At 64.6% G+C, this 21,489-nt stretch carries 18 protein-coding genes; 9 read left to right on the top strand and 9 right to left on the bottom strand.

Annotated features, from left to right (window positions below):
* Nucleotides 1-27 precede the first annotated feature (27 nt).
* Nucleotides 28-3,240 (top strand): reductive dehalogenase, encoded by a 3,213-nt coding sequence (locus ACFORG_RS11895; RefSeq protein WP_386735725.1) that lies wholly within the window; start codon nt 28-30, stop codon nt 3,238-3,240.
* A 59-nt stretch (nt 3,241-3,299) separates the two neighbouring features.
* Here the strand turns inward: ACFORG_RS11895 and ACFORG_RS11890 are convergent, their stop codons facing one another.
* From ACFORG_RS11890 to ACFORG_RS11865, 6 genes are read right to left on the bottom strand one after another with little or no spacing between them, the layout of a single operon-like run.
* Entirely contained in the window at nt 3,300-3,698 is a 399-nt protein-coding gene (locus ACFORG_RS11890; RefSeq protein ID WP_386735724.1) for a RidA family protein, read from the bottom strand.
* A 12-nt stretch (nt 3,699-3,710) separates the two neighbouring features.
* Nucleotides 3,711-5,327 (bottom strand): AMP-binding protein, encoded by a 1,617-nt coding sequence (locus ACFORG_RS11885; protein ID WP_386735723.1) that lies wholly within the window; start codon nt 5,325-5,327, stop codon nt 3,711-3,713.
* Nucleotides 5,328-5,330: 3 nt separating this feature from the next.
* The gene (locus ACFORG_RS11880) at nt 5,331-6,473 is read right to left on the bottom strand and encodes an acyl-CoA dehydrogenase family protein (protein ID WP_386735722.1); all 1,143 of its coding nucleotides are present in this window, start codon (nt 6,471-6,473) and stop codon (nt 5,331-5,333) included.
* Nucleotides 6,474-6,476: 3 nt separating this feature from the next.
* Nucleotides 6,477-7,274: an enoyl-CoA hydratase family protein gene (locus ACFORG_RS11875; RefSeq protein ID WP_386735721.1), complete on the bottom strand. Its 798-nt coding sequence runs from the start codon at nt 7,272-7,274 to the stop codon at nt 6,477-6,479.
* Nucleotides 7,271-7,759 (bottom strand): MarR family winged helix-turn-helix transcriptional regulator, encoded by a 489-nt coding sequence (locus tag ACFORG_RS11870; RefSeq protein WP_386735720.1) that lies wholly within the window; start codon nt 7,757-7,759, stop codon nt 7,271-7,273. The genes ACFORG_RS11875 and ACFORG_RS11870 overlap by 4 nt, the downstream gene beginning before the upstream one ends.
* Complete coding sequence (locus ACFORG_RS11865) at nt 7,714-10,008, bottom strand: bifunctional salicylyl-CoA 5-hydroxylase/oxidoreductase (RefSeq protein WP_386735719.1); 2,295 nt, start codon at nt 10,006-10,008, stop codon at nt 7,714-7,716. The genes ACFORG_RS11870 and ACFORG_RS11865 overlap by 46 nt, the downstream gene beginning before the upstream one ends.
* Nucleotides 10,009-10,132: 124 nt before the next feature.
* Here ACFORG_RS11865 and ACFORG_RS11860 point away from each other — a divergent pair, with 124 nt between their 5' ends.
* The 7 genes from ACFORG_RS11860 to ACFORG_RS11830 all read left to right on the top strand — a co-directional run bounded on the left by ACFORG_RS11860 (nt 10,133) and on the right by ACFORG_RS11830 (nt 16,078).
* Nucleotides 10,133-10,906, top strand: a complete 774-nt coding sequence (locus ACFORG_RS11860; RefSeq protein WP_386735718.1) for an alpha/beta hydrolase — start codon at nt 10,133-10,135, stop codon at nt 10,904-10,906.
* Nucleotides 10,907-10,910: 4 nt separating this feature from the next.
* Nucleotides 10,911-11,753 carry a tryptophan 2,3-dioxygenase gene (gene kynA, locus ACFORG_RS11855; RefSeq protein ID WP_386735716.1) on the top strand — a complete coding sequence of 281 codons (843 nt, stop codon included), beginning with the start codon at nt 10,911-10,913 and terminating at the stop codon, nt 11,751-11,753.
* A 73-nt stretch (nt 11,754-11,826) separates the two neighbouring features.
* Complete coding sequence (locus tag ACFORG_RS11850) at nt 11,827-12,708, top strand: FAD binding domain-containing protein (RefSeq protein WP_386735714.1); 882 nt, start codon at nt 11,827-11,829, stop codon at nt 12,706-12,708.
* A complete protein-coding gene (locus ACFORG_RS11845) occupies nt 12,705-13,184 on the top strand; it encodes a (2Fe-2S)-binding protein (protein ID WP_386735712.1) in 480 nt (159 codons plus the stop codon). Before ACFORG_RS11850 ends, ACFORG_RS11845 begins: the two co-directional genes overlap by 4 nt.
* The gene (locus tag ACFORG_RS11840) at nt 13,184-15,439 is read left to right on the top strand and encodes a xanthine dehydrogenase family protein molybdopterin-binding subunit (protein ID WP_386735710.1); all 2,256 of its coding nucleotides are present in this window, start codon (nt 13,184-13,186) and stop codon (nt 15,437-15,439) included. The genes ACFORG_RS11845 and ACFORG_RS11840 overlap by 1 nt, the downstream gene beginning before the upstream one ends.
* Complete coding sequence (locus ACFORG_RS11835; RefSeq protein ID WP_386735708.1) at nt 15,432-15,677, top strand: MoaD/ThiS family protein; 246 nt, start codon at nt 15,432-15,434, stop codon at nt 15,675-15,677. The genes ACFORG_RS11840 and ACFORG_RS11835 overlap by 8 nt, the downstream gene beginning before the upstream one ends.
* 14 nt (nt 15,678-15,691) lie before the next feature.
* Complete coding sequence (locus ACFORG_RS11830) at nt 15,692-16,078, top strand: metallopeptidase family protein (RefSeq protein WP_386735707.1); 387 nt, start codon at nt 15,692-15,694, stop codon at nt 16,076-16,078.
* A gap of 115 nt (nt 16,079-16,193) precedes the next feature.
* Here ACFORG_RS11830 and ACFORG_RS11825 read toward each other — a convergent pair whose 3' ends face one another.
* From ACFORG_RS11825 to ACFORG_RS11815, 3 genes are read right to left on the bottom strand one after another with little or no spacing between them, the layout of a single operon-like run.
* A complete protein-coding gene (locus tag ACFORG_RS11825; protein WP_386735705.1) occupies nt 16,194-17,402 on the bottom strand; it encodes an efflux RND transporter periplasmic adaptor subunit in 1,209 nt (402 codons plus the stop codon).
* Nucleotides 17,403-17,412: 10 nt separating this feature from the next.
* Nucleotides 17,413-19,776: an ABC transporter permease gene (locus tag ACFORG_RS11820; protein WP_386735703.1), complete on the bottom strand. Its 2,364-nt coding sequence runs from the start codon at nt 19,774-19,776 to the stop codon at nt 17,413-17,415.
* Between the two features lie 8 nt (nt 19,777-19,784).
* The gene (locus ACFORG_RS11815) at nt 19,785-20,489 is read right to left on the bottom strand and encodes an ABC transporter ATP-binding protein (RefSeq protein ID WP_386735701.1); all 705 of its coding nucleotides are present in this window, start codon (nt 20,487-20,489) and stop codon (nt 19,785-19,787) included.
* 129 nt (nt 20,490-20,618) lie between these two features.
* Between ACFORG_RS11815 and ACFORG_RS11810 the strand changes: the two genes are divergently transcribed.
* Complete coding sequence (locus ACFORG_RS11810) at nt 20,619-21,461, top strand: 2-dehydro-3-deoxygalactonokinase (RefSeq protein WP_386735699.1); 843 nt, start codon at nt 20,619-20,621, stop codon at nt 21,459-21,461.
* The last annotated feature ends 28 nt before the right edge of the window (nt 21,462-21,489 follow it).

Below are 21,489 nucleotides of genomic sequence, written 5' to 3'. Positions count from 1 at the left end.
AATGCCGGAACGACGAAAGGAGCCGTCATGAGCATCCGCTTTTTCTCGGACAGGAACCGGCCCGTGCATATGGGGCCCTACCCGCTGGAGCGATTGGCCCGCCGGGATGGCCTGCCGGACCTATTGGGTGCTCCGGTTATGGCGACGCTTGAATTCCGGCGCTCTGAACGGCCCGAGAGCATTGTCAACGCTATGGGTGAGTTTCAGGCGATGATGGATGCGATCCGCGATGGGCTGGTGAACCCGGCCCGCGCCGAGGTTCCCGCCGACCCGCAGGACCGCAGCGATCATCTCAAGGCGTTTGGCTATTTCAACGACGCATCCATGATGGGGTGCGGCCCGCTTGTCACCGAGGCGCTGTTGTCCGAACCGCGCCGAAATGCCGATATCGACCGTCTGGCCGAGGCGCTGAAGACGCGGCAGACCAAGACGCTCGCCTCTGGCATCGACGTGATCATGGCCGATCTCAAGGACAGTATCGAGGCGCAGCCCGGCCCGATGGACACGCATCGCAATGCGCTGGTCTTTCTTTACGAATACCACCGCGATCCCGACCCGAGTGAGCCCGGCAGCGACTGGATCATGGATGCGCAGGCTCACCGCGCCTGCTTGCGCGCGACCGAGAACGCGGTCGTTATCGCGAACTACATCCGCCTGCTTGGGTGGGACGCGCGGGCGCATACGGCGACAACCTCTGACGTGGATCTCAATCGTCTGGCGGTTGCCGCCGGGCTGGCCACGCTCGAAAACGGCCAACTCGTCGTGCCTTGGGTCGGACGGCGTTTCGGGCTTGCGGCAGTGACCACCGAGATGGACCTTGCCTACGACCGACCGCTTGCGCCGATGTCGGAGCAGCCATGGTCGGCCACGAAGGGGCCATCGTGGTGGATGGGCACGCACTCCGCCAAGAATGCGCTCAACCGTGATCCCTTTGCCAAGCGGCGTTACATGGACGGCGCGCACCCGTTCGAAAAGCTCAAGCGCGTTGAGACGCCAACCACGTATATCGACGAACCCAATGTGCCGCGTGTGCCGAAGCGCGCTGACATGTTCGCGCGGGCGCAATTCGGCGACATGGGTAAGGCGCTGCAGGACGGCGCGAAGGGCGGGCATTACGTTCGCAAGTCCGCGCCGAGTTTTGCGCAGCGCCGCGCGTTGGGGGCCTTTGTCCTGCTGCAGGATGGCGACTGCGCGTCGGGACCGTGCCCGACGGACGCCGAGCGCAACGCAGCCAATCTCAAGGCGGCAAGCTACTTCCTCGGTGTAGATGCCGTGGGCCTCAGCCGATGCCCCGAGTGGACATGGTATTCGCATGACGCGACCGGCGAGGAGATCGTGCCGCCGCATGACCAGGCGGTGAGCATGATCATCGACCAGGGCTATGAGACGATGGAGGGGGCAAGCGGCGACGACTGGATCAGCGTCGCGCAATCGATGCGCGCATACCTTCGGTTTTCGCTTTTGGGCGGGGTGATCGCGCAGCAGATCCGCAACCTCGGCTACAAGGCCAAGGCGCATACGGTGATGGATGGCGAGGTCTTGCAGCCGCCGCTTCTGTTGTTGTCGGGTCTGGGCGAGGTCAGCCGCATCGGCGAGGTAATCCTGAACCCCTATCTCGGTCCGCGCCTGAAATCGGGGGCGGTGACAACGGACATGCCGATCGCTCACGATCAACCCATCGATTTCGGCCTGCAACGGTTTTGCGAGTCCTGCAACAAATGCGCGCGCGAATGCCCGTCAGGCGCGATCACGGCCGGTCCCAAGCGGATGTTCAACGGTTACGAGATCTGGAAATCGGATAGTCAGAAATGCGCGACCTACCGGATCACGACTAAGGGTGGCGCGATGTGCGGGCGCTGCATGAAGACCTGTCCGTGGAATCTCGAAGGTCTGTTCGCCGAACGGCCCTTCCGCTGGGCGGCGATGAACCTGCCCGCTACGGCGCCGGCCTTGGCGCGACTCGATGATGCCGTCGGCAATGGCGGGCTGAACGATACCAAGAAGTGGTGGTGGGATATCGAATTGGCCGAGGATGGGGCCTATCGTGCGTCACCGCATCCTCTGAACCGCAGGGGCCTGCAGACCGATCTGGACCTGCGCCACGAGGATCAGACCCTTGCCGTTTACCCTGCGCCTCTTGCCCCGCATCCGTGGCCCTATCCCTTTCCGATGGATCGCGAGGCCGGGATCGCCGCCTACGAGTCCATGGTCTCGGCGGAGGAATATCAGAGACGGCTTGCCGCGGGCGACGACAGTGTTCTGCACCGCTACGAGATTGCGGGCGACGCACCGGTGATGCGGGTCGAAGTCGCCAAGGTCGAACAGATGACGGCCGATGTTACCAAGTACGAGTTCCGCGCGCCCGATGGTGCGCCCTTGCCCGAGTGGACGGCGGGCGCCCATCTGGATGTTCTCGTCGCGCCGGAGTTCCTGCGCCAATACTCGATGTCGGGCGACCCGGCGGTTCGGGAAACCTATCAGATCGGTGTGCTGCGCGAGGATGCCGGGCGAGGTGGGTCCAAGCTGATGCACCGCATCTTCAGCCCGGGGCGCAGGGTTTTCATCTCGAAGCCGATCAATCACTTCGAACTGGACGAGACGGCGGTCAAAACCTTGCTGATGGGCGGTGGTATTGGGATCACGCCGATGATCGCCTTCGCTCATCGCCTGCATGCTCTGGGCCAGGATTTCGAACTGCACTACTCGGTCAGCCGCCGTGCGAACGCGGCATACCTGGCCGATCTGGACACTGTTCCCTGGGCCGGGAATGTTCATCTTCATGTGTCGGACGAGGGCAGCCGCGCCGATCTGGATGCGGTTATGGCAGATTATCAAGCGGGATGGCACGTCTATACCTGCGGACCGGATCGCTACATGCAGGCGGTCATGGAGGCGGCCGAGCGTCAGGGCTTCCCCGAGGAGGCACGGCACCTCGAATATTTCTCGGTGCCCGAGCAGCCGGAATATGAAAACCATCCGTTTACCCTGCGGCTTGCCCGGTCGGGACGCGACCTGGAGGTTCCTGCCGATATGGACGCGGCAGAGGTGTTGAACGCGAACGGTATACCTGTGGACGTGAAATGCGCGGATGGAATCTGCGGTGTCTGCAAGTGCGGCGTCATCTCGGGCGAAGTCGAGCATCGCGACTTCGTCCTGTCGAAGGCACAGCGCGAGGGTGCCATGATCCTGTGTCAGAGCCGTGCCGCGAAGCCGGGCGGCGTGATCGAAATCGATTTGTGAACAAAAGGGCAGGGCGGCCGTCCCGCTCTGCCCTGGAGGAAGTCAATCGCTGCTGTGCGTCAGCTCGGGATCACCGCATTTGCCTCGATCTCGAGCAGGGCCTCGTCCTCGACCAGCGCCGATACGACGACCATCGCCATGGCCGGGAAATTCCGGCCCAGAACCTTGCGGTACACGGCACCGATTTCGGATTGGCGGGCCATGTATTCACGCTTGTCGGTGACATACCAGGTCAGCCGGGTGATGTGTTCGGCCTGTCCGCCAGCAGCCTCGACCACGGCGAGGATGTTCTTGAGCACTTGTTCCATCTGTCCGATGAAGTCGTGGCTCTCGAATTTCTGTTCCGCGGTCCAGCCGATCTGCCCGCCAACGAACAGATGGCCGTCCTCGGTCAAAACGCCGTTTGCATAGCCTTTTGCAGGTGCCCATCCTTCGGGCTGGATGATCTTGTGGGGCATCTTGGTCCTTTCTCAGTCGTCGCGCAGGCGAAAGCGCTGAATTTTTCCGGTTTGCGTCTTTGGCAGCTCGGTCACGAATTTCACGCTGCGGGGGTACTTGTAGGGCGCGATCGTCGCCTTGACGTGGTCTTGAAGCAGCTTGACCATCGCGGCCGAGGCCTCTTGCGCCTCGGCCAGTACGACATGCGCCTCGACGATCTGCCCACGTGCCTCGTCAGAGACACCGATCACGCCGCATTCCAGAACGGCCGGATGTGACAATAGGGCGGCTTCGACCTCGGGTCCCGCGATGTTGTAGCCGGCAGACAGGATCATGTCGTCGCTGCGCGCGGCGAAATGCAGGTACCCGTCGACGTCCATCACGAAACTGTCGCCTGTGACGTTCCAACCGTCCTGCACATATTCGCGCTGGCGCGCGTCGGCGAGGTATCGGCAGCCGGTCGGGCCGCGCACGGCAAGCCGTCCGACATCGCCGCGCGGTGCTTCGGAGCCGTCCTCGGCCAGGATCTTGACCTCGTAGCCGGTGACCGGCTTGCCGGTACAGGCGGGGCGGTGGTCGTCGAACCGGTTCGAGATGAAGATGTGCAGCATCTCGGTCGCGCCAATCCCGTCAAGCATCGGCTTGCCGGTCTTCTCGATCCATTCCTCGTAAACCGGTGCCGGCAGCGTCTCGCCTGCCGAGACGGCTGCACGCAATGAGCTCAGATCGGCGCCTTCGTCCATCGCCTTGAGCATGAAGCGATAGGCGGTCGGCGCGGTAAAGCAAACCGTCGCTTTGAACTCCTGAATGATCTCGACCATGTTGGGCGGGCTCGCCTGTTCCAGCAGCGTCGCCGCTGCGCCAAAGCGCAGGGGAAATATGGCCAGCCCACCCAGCCCGAAGGTGAAGGCAAGCGGAGGCGAGCCAATGAACACATCGTCCGGCTGAACGTCGAGCACCTCGCGTGCATAGCCGTCGGCGATGATCAGCAGGTCGCGGTGGAAATGCATCGTGGCCTTGGGCTGGCCCGTCGTGCCCGAGGTGAAACCAAGAAGCGCGACATCGTCGCGTCCCGTTTGCACCGCCTCGAAACGCACCGGTTTCTGCAGGGCCAGCCGGTCAAGCTCGGCATCGTGGTTCGAGGTGCCGTCAAAGCCGACGACCGACCGCAGGTGGCTGGATTCCTTGGCACAGGTCACCAGTTCGTCCATCAGCCGCGTGTCGCACAGCGCGTGGGTGATCTCGGCCTTGTCCACGATCTTGAGCAATTCGCCCTTGCGCAGCATCGGCATGGTATTGACCACGACAGCGCCGACCTTGGTTGCAGCCAGCCAGCAGGCGACCATCGCAGGGTTGTTGGCCGAGCGGATCAGCACGCGGTTGCCCGGTTTCACGCCGAGGTCGTCCACCAGCACATGCGCCAGCCGGTTGGTCCAGTCCGCCAATTCCTTGTAGGTGCGCCGCCGCCCGTTGCCGATCAGCGCGGTGTGGTCGCCAAATCCCTTGCCAACCATCGCGTCCGTCAGCTCGACCCCGGCGTTCAGCCGCTCGGGATAATCGAATCCGTCGAGCAGGAAGTCCGGCCATTGGTCCTGCGGCGGCAGGTTGTCTCGCGTGAACGTATCCACATGTGCCGACGGTCCCAACATCGCTTACCCCCCTTTTTGAAACGCGCCCATCGTCTGGCGCGCGATCACGACACGCTGCACGTCCGAGGCGCCCTCGTAGATGCGCAGGGCGCGAATGTCGCGGTACAGTTCCTCGACCTTCATGCCGACACGCACGCCATCCCCGCCAAAAAGCTGTACGGCCTTGTCGATGACCTGCTGCGCGTGATCCGTCGAATAAAGCTTGGCCATCGCCGCCTCTCGGCTGACACGGGGCGCGCCGGCATCCTTGGTCCATGCCGCCCGATAGGTGAGCAGGGCCGCGGCATCCACGTCCAGCGCCATGTCGGCGATATGCCCTTGAACCATCTGCAGGTCGATGAGCGCTGCGCCCTGCACCTGTCGGCTGCCAACGCGGGCCAATGCCTCGTCCAGCGCCCGGCGCGCAAAGCCCAAAGCAGCGGCCGCGACGGTAGAGCGAAAGACGTCGAGCACGCCCATCGCGACCTTGAATCCCTCGCCGGGGTTGCCCAGCATGGCCGAGGCCGGGATGCGCACGTCGGTGAACCGCAGCGTGGCCAGCGGATGCGGGGCCATGACCTGCAGCCGTTCGACCACTTCGAAACCGGGCAGGTCGGCGGGCACGATAAAGGCCGACAACCCCTTGGCGCCCGGTCCCTCTCCCGTGCGGGCAAACAGGGTATAGACATCCGCGATCCCGCCATTCGAGATCCACGTCTTTTCACCGTTCAGAACGTAATCGTCACCATCGCGGGTCGCCGTCATGGTCGAGTTGGCCACGTCCGAACCAGATTGCGGCTCGGTCAGCGCAAAGGCCGAAATTGCCTTGCCCGTGCGGGTCTGGGGCAACCAGGCGTCCTTTTGATCGGGGCGTCCGAAAAGCGAGATGGCGCCGGTTCCCAACCCCTGCATGGCAAAGGCGAAATCGGCCAAGCCGTCTTGGCGGGCAAGGGTTTCGCGGATCAGGCAGAGCGTCCGGACATCGAGCGTTCCGCCGGTGTGTTCCAGGAAACCGGCACTGCCAAGATCGGCGACCAGCTTGCGGCAGGCCGCGTCGATGTCGGAGTGATCCACCGACAGGTCGGCGCACCACTCCTCCAAACGGGCAGAGAGATCGCGATGCCGATCCTCGAAGAACGGCCAAGACAGGAAAGAGCGATCGGGCATGGCTCAATCTCCCTCGAACATGGGTTTTTCCTTGGCGACAAAGGCGTTGTAGGCGCGGGTGAAATCCTCGGTCTGCATGCAGATTGCCTGTGCCTGCGCTTCGGCCTCGATCGCCTGTTCGATCGACATCGACCATTCCTGCGCCAGCATCGTCTTGGTCATCATGTGGCCGAAATTGGGACCTGCCGAGATACGCTCGGCCATCTCCCGGGCGGACGTCTCCAGCGCGTCAGCAGCCACAAGCTGGTTGTGGAAACCCCAGGCATGACCTTCTTCGGCCTTCATGGCGCGTCCGGTATACAGTAGTTCCGCCGCGCGGCCCTGGCCGATGATCCGAGGCAGGATGGCGCAGGCGCCCATGTCGCAACCGGCAAGGCCGACCCGCGTGAACAGAAAGGCCACCTTGGCCTCGGGGGTGGCGATGCGCAGGTCCGAGGCCATGGCGATGATCGCTCCGGCTCCGGCGCAGATGCCATCGATGGCCGCGATGATGGGCTTGCCACAGTTCACCATCGCCTTGACGAGATCGCCGGTCATGCGGGTAAAGACCAGCAGGTCCTTCATGTTCATCTTGGTCAGCGGGCCGATGATCTCGTGCACATCGCCGCCCGAGCTGAAATTGCCGCCGGTCGAGCCAAAGATCACGGCCTTCACGTCGTCACGATATTGAAGGTCGCGGAACCAGTCGCGCATCTCGGCGTAGCTGTCAAAGGTCAGCGGGTTCTTGCGCTCGGGCCGGTTCAGCGCCACGCGCGCGATACCGTCCTTGACCTCGCACTGGAAGTGTTTTGCCTCGCTCATCGGGTTTCCTCCCTCAGGATCCTGTTCAATCTTTGTGTCATGTCGCTGGCCTCTTGCGGGTCGAGCGCCTGCAGCAGGTTTGTGACCCATGTTTCATGCTCGGCGGCCTGCCGGGAAAACTCGGCTTCGCCCTGTGCGGTCAGCCGCACCCTGCTTGCCCGGCGGTCTCCGGGAACGGCTTCGCGCTGTACGTGACCGTCTTCGACCAGCCTGTCGACGATGCCGGTGACATTGCCGTTCGAAACCTTGAGCAAACCGGACAGCTCGCTCATCTTCAGGCCATCGGAATTGCGGGCAAGCGCGCTCATCACATCGAACCGAGGCAGGGTCGATGCAAACTCGACGCGCAGCCTTTCGCGCAGCTCGGCCTCGATCCCGCGGGTCACCTTCAACAGTTTGAGCCAGAGCCGTAGGCGAGCCTTGCTGTCGGGTTCGTCCCTCACGCCCGGATCTCCGCCTCGGCGTCGCGATCGGCCAGCCGCCATGCCTGGTCGCGCCCGGCCAGGTAGGGCAGGGGCCAGTCGGCGTGCCGATCCCCGATTTTCGCACCCTCATGCAGCGTCCAGTACGGATCGGCGAGATGCGGACGCCCGACGCAGATAAGGTCGGCGCGTCCGGCCATCAGGATCGAATTGGCGTGATCGGCCTCGTATATGTTGCCGACCGCCATCGTGGCGATTCCCGCGTCGTTTCGGATGCGGTCGGAAAACGGGGTCTGGAACATCCGGCCATAAACCGGTCGCGCCTCGGTCGAGGTCTGCCCGGCCGAGACGTCGATGATGTCGGCGCCGGCCTGTTGGAACAATTTCGCGATCTCGACAGCTTCTTCGGGGGTGACGCCATCATCGCCAACCCAGTCATTGGCCGAGATGCGGACCGACATCGGTTTGGTCTCGGGCCACACGGCGCGGACAGCTTTGAACACTTCCAGCGGATAGCGCATCCTGTTCTCCAGCGATCCGCCGTATTCGTCCTGCCGATGGTTGGAGACCGGCGAGATGAAGGACGACAGAAGGTAGCCATGCGCCGCGTGCAGTTCGATCATGTCGAACCCAGCGCGCTGTGCCATTTCAGCCGCCGCAACGAACGCGTTCCGGACGGCATCCATATCGGCCCGTGTCATCTCGCGCGGGGTCTGGTTGCGGTCCGACCAAGGGACTGCCGAGGCCGACATCAGCGGCCAGTTGTCACCAGGCAAAGGGGCATCCATCTCGTCCCAGCCCAACTGGGTCGAGCCCTTGCGGCCGGAATGGCCGATCTGGCAGCAGATCTTGGCCTTGGTTTCACCATGAACGAAATTCACCAGACGCGTCCACGCGGCTTCATGGTCGGGCGCGTACAGGCCGGGGCAACCCGGCGTGATCCTTCCTTCGGCGCTGACGCATGTCATCTCGGTGTAGACAAGACCGGCCCCGCCTTTGGCGCGCTCGCCGTAATGGATCAGGTGCCAGTCGGTGGGGCAGCCATCGACAGCCTTGTACTGCGCCATGGGCGAGACCACGATACGGTTCTCGAGCGTCATGTCGCGCAGCGTGAAGGGCGCGAACATCGGCGGGCGCACAGGTTCGGGCGCTGCTCCTGCGTTCGTCTGGAACCACGCCTCGGCCGAGCGGAGCCAGTCAGGGTCGCGCAGGCGCAGGTTCTCGTGACTGATCCTTTGCGACCGTGTCAGCAGCGAATAGTTGAATTGAACCGGATCCATGTCGAGATAGCGCTCGACTTCCTCGAACCATTCCAGCGAGTTCCGCGCCGCCGATTGCAGGCGCAGCACGTCAAGACGGCGTTCGTCCTGGTACCGGCGAAAGGCCTGCTCCAGCGTCGGTTCGGAATGCAGGTAGGTCGCCAGCGAGATCGCACTGTCGAAGGCAAGGCGGGAGCCCGAGCCGATCGAGAAATGCGCCGTCGCCGCCGCATCACCCATGAGCACGACATTCTCGTGATGCCATGTCTCGCACAGCACACGCGGAAAGTTCATCCAGACCGCCGAGCCGCGCAGGTGGTTGGCATTGGACATCAGGGGATGACCACCGAGGTGGTCGGCAAAGATACGCTCGCAGGTGGCGATGCTCTCTTCCTTCGACATGTGCTCAAAGCCCCAGGCATCCCACGTTTCCTGGCTGCATTCGACGATCACAGTCGCGGTGTCGGAATCGAACTGGTAGGCGTGGACCCAGACCCAGCCATGCTCTGTCTTCTCGAAGATGAAGGTAAAGGCGTCGTCAAATTTCTGATGTGTTCCAAGCCAGATGAACTTGCACTGACGCATGTCGATGTCTGGTTTGAAGTGCTGTTCCAGATCTTGCCTGACGCGAGAGTTCAAACCGTCGCAGGCCACGACGAGGTCATATTCCTCCTGGTATTCCGAGACGGATTTCGCCTCGGTCTGGAATTGCAGGTCGACGCCAAGTTCGCGGGCGCGTTCCTGCAGCAGCAAAAGCAGTTTCTTTCGCCCGATCCCGGCAAATCCATGCCCGCCCGATGCGGTGCGTACGCCGTTGTGAATCACCGCGATATCGTCCCAATAGGCGAAGTTCTCGCGGATCATCTCGGCGCTTTTGGGGTCGTTCTCGGTCAGGTTTTCCAAGGCGTCGTCGCTTAGGACCACGCCCCAGCCGAACGTGTCATCGCCCTTGTTCCTCTCGATGACGGTCACTTCGTGCGCGGGGTCCCGCAACTTCATGGAGATCGCAAAATACAGCCCCGCAGGACCTCCGCCCAGACAAGCAATGCGCATGGTACCCTCCCTTCATCGGTTGCCTCATGCTGAAAGTTTCCGTCTCATATTTCAAGTATAAAATTTCAAGCTTGAAGGAAGGGTCGCTCCGGCGTAGGCTTGATGCAAGAGAGGAGTATGGCCGATGATCGATTGGAACGACGCTTTCGACAATTCCAGCTACGTCCCAGGCGCGGACGCCTTGCCGGAACTCTGGGCCGGGCGCGCCGCTGCGCATCGGGCCGAGACGGGCGAGATCGATCTGGCCTATGGCGACGCTCCGCGCAACCGGTTCGACCTGTTCCGCCCCGAGGGCGCGGCGCGTGGCCTTGTCGTTTTCGTGCATGGCGGGTATTGGCACCGGCTCGACAAGAGTTTCTGGTCGCATTTCGCGGCCGGTCCCATGGCACGCGGCTGGGCGCTTGCGATCCCCAGCTACACGCTCGCGCCTGACGCGCGGCTGACGCAAATGGTGGGCGAGGTCGCGGCCGCGGTAAATGCCGCTTCCGAACAGGTCGGCGGCCCCTTGCGCCTCGTGGGCCATTCCGCCGGCGGTCATCTCGTATCACGCCTCGCCTGCGCTGACAGTTCGGTGACGGACCGCGTCGAAAAGGTCGTGTCGGTGAGCGGCATTCACGACCTGCGCCCGTTGATCGGCACCAGGATGAACGAAACGCTGAAGCTTGACGTGACGGAGGCCGAGGCGCAGAGCCCGGCCTTGCATAAGCCGCGCGACGGGCTTGCCCTGCATTTCTGGTGCGGTGCCGTCGAGCGGCCTGAACTCGTCCGCCAGACTCGCCTGATCTCCGAGGCGTGGAACGCGCCCAACACGTTCGATCCCGGTCACGACCATTTCTCGGTGATCGAGGAACTGGGCCGTCCCGGCTCTCCCCTGCTGGACGAACTTCTGAAGGATTGACCCGATGAGCGAGGACAAGACCGGCTACGACCCGTCCGCCGAGGGCGCCAAGATGTCCTATGCCAAGGACATGAGCTATGGCGACTATCTACACATGGATCAGATCCTGGCAGCGCATCACCCGCTGTCTCATGCGCATGACGAGATGCTGTTCATCATCCAGCACCAGACAAGCGAGCTGTGGATGCGTCTCGTGTTGCACGAACTCTCCGCGGCGCGCGAAACCCTCAAGGGCGATGACTTCCGACCGGCGTTCAAGATGCTGACGCGGGTTGCTCGCATCTTCGACCAGTTGAACTCCGCATGGGATGTTTTGCGGACCATGACGCCCAGCGACTACACGACCTTTCGTGAGACCCTCGGCAACTCCTCCGGGTTCCAGTCCCACCAGTACCGGCTGATCGAGTACATGCTGGGCAATCGCAACACTTCGATGATGAAAGTACATGAACATCGCCCTGACCTGCACGCCAAGCTGACCGAGGAATTGCAGCGGCCGTCGCTCTATCATGTTGCGCTGAACGCGCTGTCGCAAAAGACAGGGGCGTTCTTCCCCGAAGGCACGTATCGCCGCGAGGCGCCGCACCAACCCGTGCAGCAGGTGCAGGACGCCTGGGCCGAGGTGTACCGCGATCCGAAACGCTACTGGGATCTCTACGAACTGGCCGAGAAGCTGGTCGATCTCGAAGACTATTTCCGGCGCTGGCGCTTCAATCACGTCACGACCGTCGAACGCGTCATCGGCTTCAAACGCGGGACCGGTGGAACGAGCGGCGTACAGTACCTGCGGCGGATGCTCGAGGTCGAGCTTTTCCCCGAGCTTTGGCATCTGCGCGGACAGCTCTAGTTCGGATGGACGGCGCATCACGGCTGGTCTAACCTCGCCCGCAAATCAGCAGCAGATGCGCGCGAGGTAGAGGATGCAATATCACAGCCCAGCCACATTCGGCGAGGCGGCGGAACTGGCCGCCGGGGCCCAGGGCGTCACGCGGTTCCTGGCGGGGGGCACCGACGTTCTTGTCCAGTTGCGGGCCGATATCGTGACCCCGGACACGTTGATCGACGTCAAGAAGATCGCCGGAACGCACGAGATCACCCGCAATGGCGACGGCAGTTGGACAATCGGTATCGCGGTCAGCGGTGCCGAAATGAACGAAAATGCTGATTTGAAGGCGGACTGGCCCGGCCTGTGCGAAGCGGTTGACCTGATCGGGTCGACCCAGATCCAAGGCCGCGCCACGATGGCGGGCAATCTCTGCAACGGGTCGCCCGCGGCAGACTCCGTTCCTGCCATGGTCGCTGCCGGGGTGACGGCAACGATTACCGGCCCCGAAGGCGAACGCAGTGTCAAGGTCGAGGATATCCCAACCGGTCCCGGCAAGACCTCGCTGGGCAAGGGTGAGCTGATTTCAGCCCTGCACGTCCCGGCGCGCGGCGAGAATGCAGGCGATTCCTATCTGCGGTTCATTCCCCGTACCGAAATGGACATCGCGGTGGTGGGTGCAGCCGTGAACCTCCGCCTTGACGGTGACACGATTGCCGAGGCACGCGTATCGCTTGGCGCTGTAGCGCCAACTGTGCTGCTGGTCGCCGAGGCTGCCGATGCCCTGATCGGCTCCACTCTCGACGACGCGGCGCTCGACGCGCTCGCGGCGGCCTGCTCGGCGGCCTGCAACCCGATCGACGACAAGCGCGGAACCGTTGTGTTCCGCACCGAGGTGGCCGGTGTCATGGCCAAGCGCGCCGCCCGGATCGCCTATGCCCGCGCCAAGGGCGAGACAATCGAAGGACATCACGGATGAGCAAGATCCACGTCACCACCACCGTCAACGGCGACGAGATGGAGTTTCTCTGCGATCCGCGCGAGACGCTTCTCGACGTTCTGCGCGACCGGCTGAACCTGACCGGCGCCAAGGAGGGCTGCGGCACCGGCGACTGCGGGGCCTGCTCGGTCACTCTCAATGGCCGCGTCGTCTGCTCCTGCCTCGTTCTGGGGGCCGAGGCCGAAGGGGCCGAGATTGCCACGGTCGAAGGCATGGCCAATGGCGAACGGCTCCACCCGCTTCAGCGCAAGTTCATCGAACACGCGGCGCTGCAATGCGGTATCTGCACGCCCGGAATCCTCGTTGCTGCCAAGGCGCTGCTCGAGAAACACCCTGACCCGACCGAAGAGCAAGTACGCTACTGGTTGGCAGGCAACCTTTGCCGCTGCACAGGATACGACAAGATCATTCGCGCCGTGATGGATGCGGCCGCCGAGATGAGGGAGGCCGCCTGATGGCACTCGACGATCGCAAGAGCCAGTTTCTCCATGTCGGCACCACGCCGAACCGCCCTGACGGTCTGGACAAGGTCACCGGGCGCGCCCGGTTCGGGGCCGATGCCTATGCGCCGGGCATGTTGCACGGCGCGATCCTGCGTTCGCCTCACGCGCATGCCCGGATCAAGCGGATCGACATCTCGCGCGCCGAAGCGTTGAAGGACGTCAAGGCTGTCATCACCCGCGCCGATTTCGCTGACGTGCCGTTCGAGCCGGGACTCCAGGGAGAGTTCTGGAACGTGCTTGAAAACGTCATGGCCGGTGAGACCGCGCTTTATGACGGGCATGCCATCGCTGCGGTTGCCGCCACGACCGCGCTGGCCGCGCGTGACGCGGTGAAGCTGATCGAGGTTGAATACGAGGTTCTGCCCCACGTCACCGACGTGGACGAAGCGATGAAGGACGGCGCACCGATCATCCGCGAAGGCGCGGCCGATTACTCCGTCCCCGAGGGGATGCACCCGAACGTCGTGCGATACCATGAGAGCGGTCATGGCGATGTCGAGGCCGGTTTTGCCGAGGCGGACCTCGTGATCGAGGACCATTTCGTCACCGAGGCAACGCACCAGGGCTATATTGAACCGCATGCCTGCCTCGGCTCTCTGGGCGCGGATGGCAAGGGTGAGCTGTGGTGCTGCACGCAGGGCCACTGGGTCGTGCAGAAAACCTGCGCGGCGCTTCTTGGTATCGAGACATCGCAGTTGCGCGTGACGGCGTCGGAAATCGGCGGCGGCTTTGGCGGAAAGACGACCGTGTTCATCGAACCCGTCGCGCTTGCGCTGTCGCGCAAGGCCAACCGTCCGGTCAAGATCGTGATGAGCCGGAACGAAGTGTTCCGCGCCACCGGTCCCACCGCCTCGGCCTCGATGGATGTCAAGATCGGCATGAAAAAGGACGGGACCATCACCGCGGCCGAAGGTGTCTTCCGCCTGCAGGGCGGGGCCTTCCCCGGTGCGCCGGGTGACATGACAGCCATGTGCGCCTTTGCGCCCTACAACCTGACCAATGTGCGGCAGGTGGGCTATGACGTGATGACCAACCGCCCCAAACAGGCAGCCTATCGCGCTCCTGGCTCGCCCATGGCGGCCTTTGCGACCGAGTCGGTGATCGACGAGCTATGCAACCAGCTTGGCCTTGACCCGATCGACGTGCGGCTCAAAAACGCCTCGCACGAGGGCACCAAGGCCAGCTATGGTCCGCGCTTCGAGCGGATCGGCCTGGTTGAGACTCTGGAGGCCGCCAAGGCGCATCCGCATTACTTGGCCCCGCTGAAGCCGGGGCAGGGGCGCGGCATCTCCTGCGGGTTCTGGTTCAACCACGGTGGCGAAACCTCGGTCTCGCTGTCGCTGTCCGAGGATGGCACCGTGCAGCTTGCCGTGGGCACGCCGGACATTGGCGGCTCGCGCGCGTCGATGGCGTTGATGGCGGCCGAAGTTCTTGGAATCCCATATGAAAACGTCCGCGTGACCATCGCTGACACTGCGACACTGGGCTATAATGACGTAAGCCATGGCAGCCGCGTGACCTATGCCTCGGGCCTTGCCACGATCAAGGCGGCCGAAGACGCGGTGCGGCGTCTGTGCGCGCGTGCCGCGGCCAAGTGGGGCATCCCCGAGGATGCTGTGAAATGGGAAAACGGGTGCGCCGTACCCTCGGGGCCCAATGCGGGCGCGTTCGATCCGCTGCCGCTGGCCGAGATCACCGCTTCGATGGGGCGGACAGGCGGACCGATTTCGGGTCATTACGAGGCGACGCCCGAAGGGGCTGGCGTGTCTTTTGCCACGCATATCGTCGATGCCGAGGTGGATCGCGAAACCGGCAAGACCAAGGTGGTCCGCTATACGGTGATCCAGGACGCTGGCAAGGCGATCCATCCGACCTATGTCGAGGGGCAGTACCAGGGTGGCGCCGCGCAGGGGATCGGTTGGGCGCTGAACGAGGAATACATCTATAACACCTCGGGAAGATTGGAGAATCCGCTGTTCCTTGACTACCGCATCCCGGTGGCGAGTGACTTGCCGATGATCGACACGGTGATCGTCGAGGTACCCAATCCCGGTCATCCTTACGGGGTGCGGGGCGTGGGCGAGACCTCGATCTGTCCGCCGCTTGCGGCCATCGCCAACGCGGTTTCGGCTGCGGCGGAGGTCCGGATGCGGCATCTGCCCATGTCCCCGCCACGCGTGCTTTCTGCTCTGAAATCAGATGGTTGAAGTGCATCTGTGGTCGGGTCTCAGGCGCTTTGCCGAGGGGCGGGAGGCGGTCGAGGTCGAGGCCGCCACCGTTGGCCAGATGCTTGACGCGCTCAAGCGGGACTATCCCGGGCTGGCCGAACCGATCGAGGCGGGCGTTTCGGTTTCGGTCGATGGTCGGATCATCGCGTCCGACCTGACCGAGCCGGTGGCGTCGGACAGCGAGGTATACCTCATGCAGCGGTTGCGCGGCGGCTGACCCCAGCATCTGGTATGGCGCAGGGGGTTGAGCATTTCGAAGAGGTTGCGCAGGCGACAGTCGCATCGCTGCCCGAGGCCTTTCGCGGGCCTGCGCGGGCGGTACTGTTGCGCGTCGCGGAATGGCCTGACGCCGCGATGCTGCGCGACCTCGAAATCACGGATCCCCTTGATTTAACTGGGCTTTACGAGGGTATCCCGATGACCGAGAAATCGGTCTTTGACGTGGTGGTGCAGCCCGATATCGTCTGGCTGTTCCGCCAGCCCATCCTTGCGGAATGGCGCGACCGGGGGGATGTCGAGCTGGATGCGCTGATCTCGCACGTGGTCATCCATGAATTCGCGCATCATTTCGGCTGGTCCGACGAGGACATCGCTGCGATCGACGAATGGTGGACCTGACCGGGGGTACCTGCCGAATTGACCGTTTTGTACATGGTTGAAAGGGGTGATTGACCGTTTTGTACAAGTGCGGAAAACGCCTTTCGGCGTTTTGTACCCCCCTGAAACGCGGATCTCAGCCGCCCTCGGCGCGCCGCCGTATCGGTGTGCCGTCCTCGATCCGCTCGCCGGGGTGGAGCAGCACCTCTTCACCATCTGCGAGCCCGTTCACAACCTCGACCGTTCGGCCGTTGGCGCGGCCGATCTCGACCTTGCGCAACCGGGCGTTGCCGCCATCGTTCACGAAAACTGCCCAGTCCGAGCCGCGGCGGAACAGGGCGCTTAGGGGCACCTGCATGGTGGCGTCGCTCTCCCACTCGACCACGCGGAGGTAGACGGAGAATCCGTGTCCAAGGCCGGGCCGATCCTCGACCGGTGAGAGCAGGTCGAAGATCACGTCGACGCGCTGTTCCTCGATGCCGAGGGCAGAGACCTTGGTATAGGCGCGCGGTTCGATCCTGGCGATCCGGGCCTCGAGCGGATGCGGGCCGCCCCAGCGTTCGACGATCGCGCGGTCGCCGGGATCGAGACGGACGGCATCGGCGGAAAGGATCTCGGCCACTATCTCGAGATCTTCGGGCTGACCGATGGAAAGCAGGCGCGTGCCCGCGATGACGGGTCGGGCGCTGATGGTCGGGATTTCGAGAACGCGTCCATCCACCGGAGCGAGGATGCGGACGCAACAGGACTCGCCCGCCTGGCCCAGCGGCGCGGGCGGGTCGAGCGCGGCGCGGGCGCGGTCCAGCGCGCCGCGCGCCATGTCGAGCGCGGAATTGGCGGCGGCCTGCGCCGCCTCGCGCACGCCAAGCATCTGTTCGGCGCTTTCCAGCCGGGTGAGAGAGGCGACGCCGCGCGCGACCAGTTCGTTGGCGCGCTTGTATTCGCTTTGCGCCAGTTCCAGCTCTTCACCGGTCTGGCGCAGATGGCTTTCCGCCATGTGCAGCCCGGCTTCGGCCTCGCGCACGGCGGCCTCGGCCTGTACGCGGCTGCGCGGGTCGAGCGGGTCCGAGGCTGCGGGTTCCACGATGGCGACGATGGTTTCGCCGCCCGTGACGGCATCGCCGACGCGGACGGGAGCGCGGCGCGCGGTGCCGCGGATCGGGGCCGAGACCTCGTAGATCTCGGCGATGCGGGTCTTGCCCTCGACATCGACAGTCACCCGCATCGGGCCGATGGAGGCGGTGGTCATGTCGACGGCGACGGGTTCACTGCGAAAGGCGACGACACCGAGCATGCCGGCGGTAAGAAGGCCAAGGCTGGTGAGGATCAATGTGCGGGTCTTCATCTGCGGCTCCTCATTCGCGGGTCTTCATCACTTGCACCAGGTCCAGCCCGTCGAGCCGCCGCCGGACCACCAGCGCGGCCATCAGCGCGGAGGCCAGCACCACGAGGCTGGCGCGGGCGAAGCCGGCGGGTTCCAGCACCAGCGGGATCTCGTAGAGATCGCTGGTCGAGCCCGCGGCGAGCGCGCTTGCGATCCAGGCGCCGAACAGCCAGCCGAAAGGTTGCGCCACGAGGGTCAGAAGCATCGTCTCGCCGATCAGGATGAACGAAACCTCGGCGCGCGAAAAGCCGAGGATGCGCAGGCTGGCCAGTTCGCGGGCGCGTTCGGAAAGCTGGATCCGCGCGCCGTTATAGGCGACACCGACCGTGATCAGCACCGCGACGGTCATGTAGATCCCGGTCATGATGATGACATTCTTGCGGATCGTATCCTCGAACGAGCGCTGCATCCGGTCGATGCGGACCAGCCCGTTGAGTTCCGGTGTCTGCTTGAGCACGCGGTTCAACTCGGGCAGGGCGGCGCCGTCAATTTGCAGGTTCGCGACCGTGAGGCGCGGGGTCTGGCGGAGCAGCGCGTTCATCGTCCGCAGGTCCATGTAGGCCGCCAGCCCGATATATTGCGTGACGATCCCGGCCACCGGGACGCGGTGGATCTCGTCGATCTTGCGGCGGAATTCCATCTCGATGATGTCGCCGGGGGCGGCGTCGAGCTGCGCGGCCAGCCGGTCGGAAAGCAGCACGCCGTGGCGCGGTGGCTCGACCGCGTGGCCGTCGGTCGCGATGATGCGGGCCAGATCGGCACCGGGGCGGCTGGCTCTGACGACGACGTCCTTCTGCAGGTGTCCGTGGCGCAGGACCGCCGGCTGGTGCTGCTGGCCTTCGGCGCGCAGGACGCCGGGCAGCCGGATCACCTCGGACAGGGCGGATTCGGCGATCTCGGGCTCGAATTGCAGGATCGCGTCCTGCCTGTTGGAGCGGTCGAAGGTCGTTTCGATCAGCATGTCGAGCGCCGAGGAAAAGAAGCTGGACGCGACAAGAACGGCAACGGCGAGGGCCAGCCCGAGCGAGGTCGCGGCCGAGCGCAGGGGCCAGTGCATCAGGCTGCGCAGGATCATCATCACCGGTTGCGAGACCCGCAGGAGGGTCATGGCCCGATCGAGCAGGGTCCGGTTAAAGCGCGGCGGCGCCGGGGGCGACATCGCCACCGCCGGGGGCATCCGGGCGGCGGTGAGCGCGCTGCGCGTGGCACCGAGCGCACCGCTGGCAACGGCGAGCAGCCCCGAGAGCGCATAGGCGCCGGGGCTGAGATTGTAGATAAGGTAGGGAAAGTCGAAGAACTGTGCATAGAGCCGGGCCAGCGCCCGTGCGAGCCATGTGCCGAAAGCCCAGCCCAGCAGCGTTCCGGCCAGCGCGATCAGCCCGGCGAGCAGCAGGTAGTGCAGGCAGATTTCGCCGTTGGAATAACCGACTGCCTTGAGCAGGCCGATCTCGCTGCGTTCGAGCGCCACGATGCGGCCGATCACCATCGATACGAGAAAGGCCGAGATGGCGTAGAAGATGGGCGGCAGGATCATTGCGCCGGTCCGCTGCTGTTGCAGTTCGGATTCGATGAAGCTGTTGGATTCCTGGCGGTCGCGGCCATAGGCGCCCAGCCCGCCATAGCGTTCGAGCAACTCGTCGAGCCGTTCGATCACGTCGTCCTCGCGCGCTTCGGGACCGAGGGACAGGGTGACGTTGTTGAAGGCTCCTTCCATGTCGAAGGCTGCCGCGGCGGCGATCTCGGGCATCCACATGATGCCGAAGGTCTGGTTGTCGGGCATCAGCGCGGCGGGGCCGATCGTATAGATGAACTCGGGCGAGAGGACGGTTCCGGTGATGGTCAGCCTGCGCCGGGCGCCGCCGAGATTCGCGGTGATCTCGTCTCCCGGAAGCAGGCCGTTCGCCGCTGCGAAGGGGGCGTTGACCACCACCTCGTCGCTGGCATCGGGATGCGGAAGGCGCCCCTGGCGCAAAAGCGGCAGGTTGAGGCGTGGCGGGCCGTCATCGGGCAGCGACAGGATGCGGGCGGTCACGACCTCGTCATGGCCGGGCACGTCGAGCACGGCGAATTCCGAGATGCGCGCCTCGGCGGCACGGACCCCGTCGATCCGGCGGATCTCGGACATCAGCCAGCGGGGCGCGCGGGTCGCGTCGGCGAAGACATCGGCGAAGCGGTTGCGCTCGTAATAGGCGGTGCGGGTTTCCTCGAGCGAGACATAGGTGCCGAAGGTGGTCAGCAGGATGGCGACGCCGCAGGCCAGCACCAGCGCGATGGCCAACGCCTGCGCCCAGAGGCGGCTGAAATCGCGCAGCAGTTTCCGGTCGAGCGCGCGCATGCGGGGCGTCACCAGCTGATCTCGGCCGGGGCGAGGCGCTGGTCGTTTTCCGCGACCCGGTCGATCCGCCCGTCGAGAAAGTACACGACCCTGTGCGCCATCTGCCGGATCGCCGCATTATGGGTGATGACCGCCGTCGTGGTGCCCAGCCTGTCGTTCACGTCGCGCAGCACCTCGAGCACCTGAACGCCGGTGCGGCTGTCGAGCGCACCCGTGGGTTCGTCGCAGAGCAGAACCTCGGGGCGTTTGGCAATGGCGCGGGCGATGGCGACGCGCTGCTGTTCCCCGCCCGACATCTCGGCCGGGAAATGGTCGAGCCGGTGATCCAGCCCGACGAGGGCCAGCGCCTCTTCGGGGGGCATGGGGTCGCGGGCGACATCGGCCACAAGCTGCACGTTCTCGCGCGCGGTGAGGCTGGCGATCAAGTTGTAGAACTGGAAGACGAAGCCGACATGATCGCGGCGATAGCGCGTCAGTTCGCGGTCGCGCAGGGCCGAAAGTTCGAGGTCGCGGAACCAGACACGGCCCGAACTGGCCTGGTCGAGCCCGCCTAGGATGTTGAGCAGGGTGGACTTGCCGCTGCCCGAGGGGCCCAGCAGCACAGCCAGCTCTCCGGCGTAGAGATCGAGGTCGACATCGTCGAGCGCGCGGACCTGAACGGTGCCCGTATCGTAGACCTTGCAGAGCGCGCGCGTACGAAAGACCGCTTCCATGTCCGGTTCCCCTCCTCCTGGCAGGCAAACTAGAGGGCGGCGCATGGGCGGGCCTTGATGCATCTCAAAGCGCGGCTGCGGGATGGCGCTTGGCCCGGAGCTGTCGTATGGGAAGGGCAGGAGGATGCCATGACCCCCGATTGGATCGCATTGGACGTGGGCGCGGCCCATCTGCGCGGCTGGGCGATGCGCGGCCGCGACGAACTGGACATGAGGACATCATCCGGCGAGGCGATGTCGCCGCGCGGCATCGTGACTTTCGTGGAGCCATGGCTGGGCGCGGCCGAAACGCCGGTCATCGCCTGCGGTCCTCTCGGGCCGCTGGGGGCGAGCGTTCCGGCCCGGCCGCTATCGTCGGGGACCGTCAGAATCGACCTTGGCGATGCGCGGGTTGCCTTCTTGGCGGTGCCGGGCCTGCGCAGTGCCGCCCCCGCCGGCGTGATGCAGGGGGGCGAGACGCGCATCGCGGGGTTCCTGAAGCGCAACCCGAACTGGGACGGCGTGCTGTGCCTGACCGGACCCGAGACGCAGTGGGTGCATGTCAGCGCCGATGAGGTCGTGAGTTTCCAGACCGCGCTGTCGGGTGGGCTGGTATCCGCGCTGGCCTCGGCCACGGCGCTGGCGCGCTGGATGGGGCAGGGGCGGCCCGATGCCGAAAGTTTTGCCGAGGCGGTCGAGGATGCGATGGCCAAGCCCGAGCGCCTGATGGCGCGGCTGGCCGAGGCGCAGGCCGGTGCGATCCTCGAAGATCAGCCGCCCGAGGTGGTATCTGCGCGTGTTCATGGCGCGGTGATCGGGGCCGAGCTGGCCGCCGCGCGGCCCTATTGGCTGGGCCAGCAGGTGGCGGTGATCGGCGACGGTTACCTGCCCGGTCTCTACCGTGCGGCGCTGGAGCGTCAGGGGGTGCCGGTGGCGCTGGCGGATGCCGCGCATATGACGCTGGCGGGGCTGATCGCGGCGCGGGACGCATGAGCGCGGCCCGGTGTCCGGCGGTTGCAGA

Origin of the sequence: Lutimaribacter marinistellae (genome assembly GCF_042648365.1) — a bacterium.
Classification (GTDB): Bacteria; Pseudomonadota; Alphaproteobacteria; order Rhodobacterales; family Rhodobacteraceae; genus Lutimaribacter_A; species Lutimaribacter_A marinistellae.
This window is presented reverse-complemented; position numbering and strand designations above follow the sequence as displayed.

Bases quoted from the DNA above. Each gene is read 5' to 3' on its own strand.
- ACFORG_RS11895 (WP_386735725.1), top strand. From the start codon at position 28: ATGAGCATCCGCTTTTTCTCGGACAGGAACCGGCCCGTGCATATGGGG.
- ACFORG_RS11890 (WP_386735724.1), bottom strand. From the start codon at position 3,698: ATGCCCCACAAGATCATCCAGCCCGAAGGATGGGCACCTGCAAAAGGC.
- ACFORG_RS11885 (WP_386735723.1), bottom strand. From the start codon at position 5,327: ATGTTGGGACCGTCGGCACATGTGGATACGTTCACGCGAGACAACCTG.
- ACFORG_RS11880 (WP_386735722.1), bottom strand. From the start codon at position 6,473: ATGCCCGATCGCTCTTTCCTGTCTTGGCCGTTCTTCGAGGATCGGCAT.
- ACFORG_RS11875 (WP_386735721.1), bottom strand. From the start codon at position 7,274: ATGAGCGAGGCAAAACACTTCCAGTGCGAGGTCAAGGACGGTATCGCG.
- ACFORG_RS11870 (WP_386735720.1), bottom strand. From the start codon at position 7,759: ATGGCGGCTGGCCGATCGCGACGCCGAGGCGGAGATCCGGGCGTGAGG.
- ACFORG_RS11865 (WP_386735719.1), bottom strand. From the start codon at position 10,008: ATGCGCATTGCTTGTCTGGGCGGAGGTCCTGCGGGGCTGTATTTTGCG.
- ACFORG_RS11860 (WP_386735718.1), top strand. From the start codon at position 10,133: ATGATCGATTGGAACGACGCTTTCGACAATTCCAGCTACGTCCCAGGC.
- kynA (WP_386735716.1), top strand. From the start codon at position 10,911: ATGAGCGAGGACAAGACCGGCTACGACCCGTCCGCCGAGGGCGCCAAG.
- ACFORG_RS11850 (WP_386735714.1), top strand. From the start codon at position 11,827: ATGCAATATCACAGCCCAGCCACATTCGGCGAGGCGGCGGAACTGGCC.
- ACFORG_RS11845 (WP_386735712.1), top strand. From the start codon at position 12,705: ATGAGCAAGATCCACGTCACCACCACCGTCAACGGCGACGAGATGGAG.
- ACFORG_RS11840 (WP_386735710.1), top strand. From the start codon at position 13,184: ATGGCACTCGACGATCGCAAGAGCCAGTTTCTCCATGTCGGCACCACG.
- ACFORG_RS11835 (WP_386735708.1), top strand. From the start codon at position 15,432: ATGGTTGAAGTGCATCTGTGGTCGGGTCTCAGGCGCTTTGCCGAGGGG.
- ACFORG_RS11830 (WP_386735707.1), top strand. From the start codon at position 15,692: ATGGCGCAGGGGGTTGAGCATTTCGAAGAGGTTGCGCAGGCGACAGTC.
- ACFORG_RS11825 (WP_386735705.1), bottom strand. From the start codon at position 17,402: ATGAAGACCCGCACATTGATCCTCACCAGCCTTGGCCTTCTTACCGCC.
- ACFORG_RS11820 (WP_386735703.1), bottom strand. From the start codon at position 19,776: ATGCGCGCGCTCGACCGGAAACTGCTGCGCGATTTCAGCCGCCTCTGG.
- ACFORG_RS11815 (WP_386735701.1), bottom strand. From the start codon at position 20,489: ATGGAAGCGGTCTTTCGTACGCGCGCGCTCTGCAAGGTCTACGATACG.
- ACFORG_RS11810 (WP_386735699.1), top strand. From the start codon at position 20,619: ATGACCCCCGATTGGATCGCATTGGACGTGGGCGCGGCCCATCTGCGC.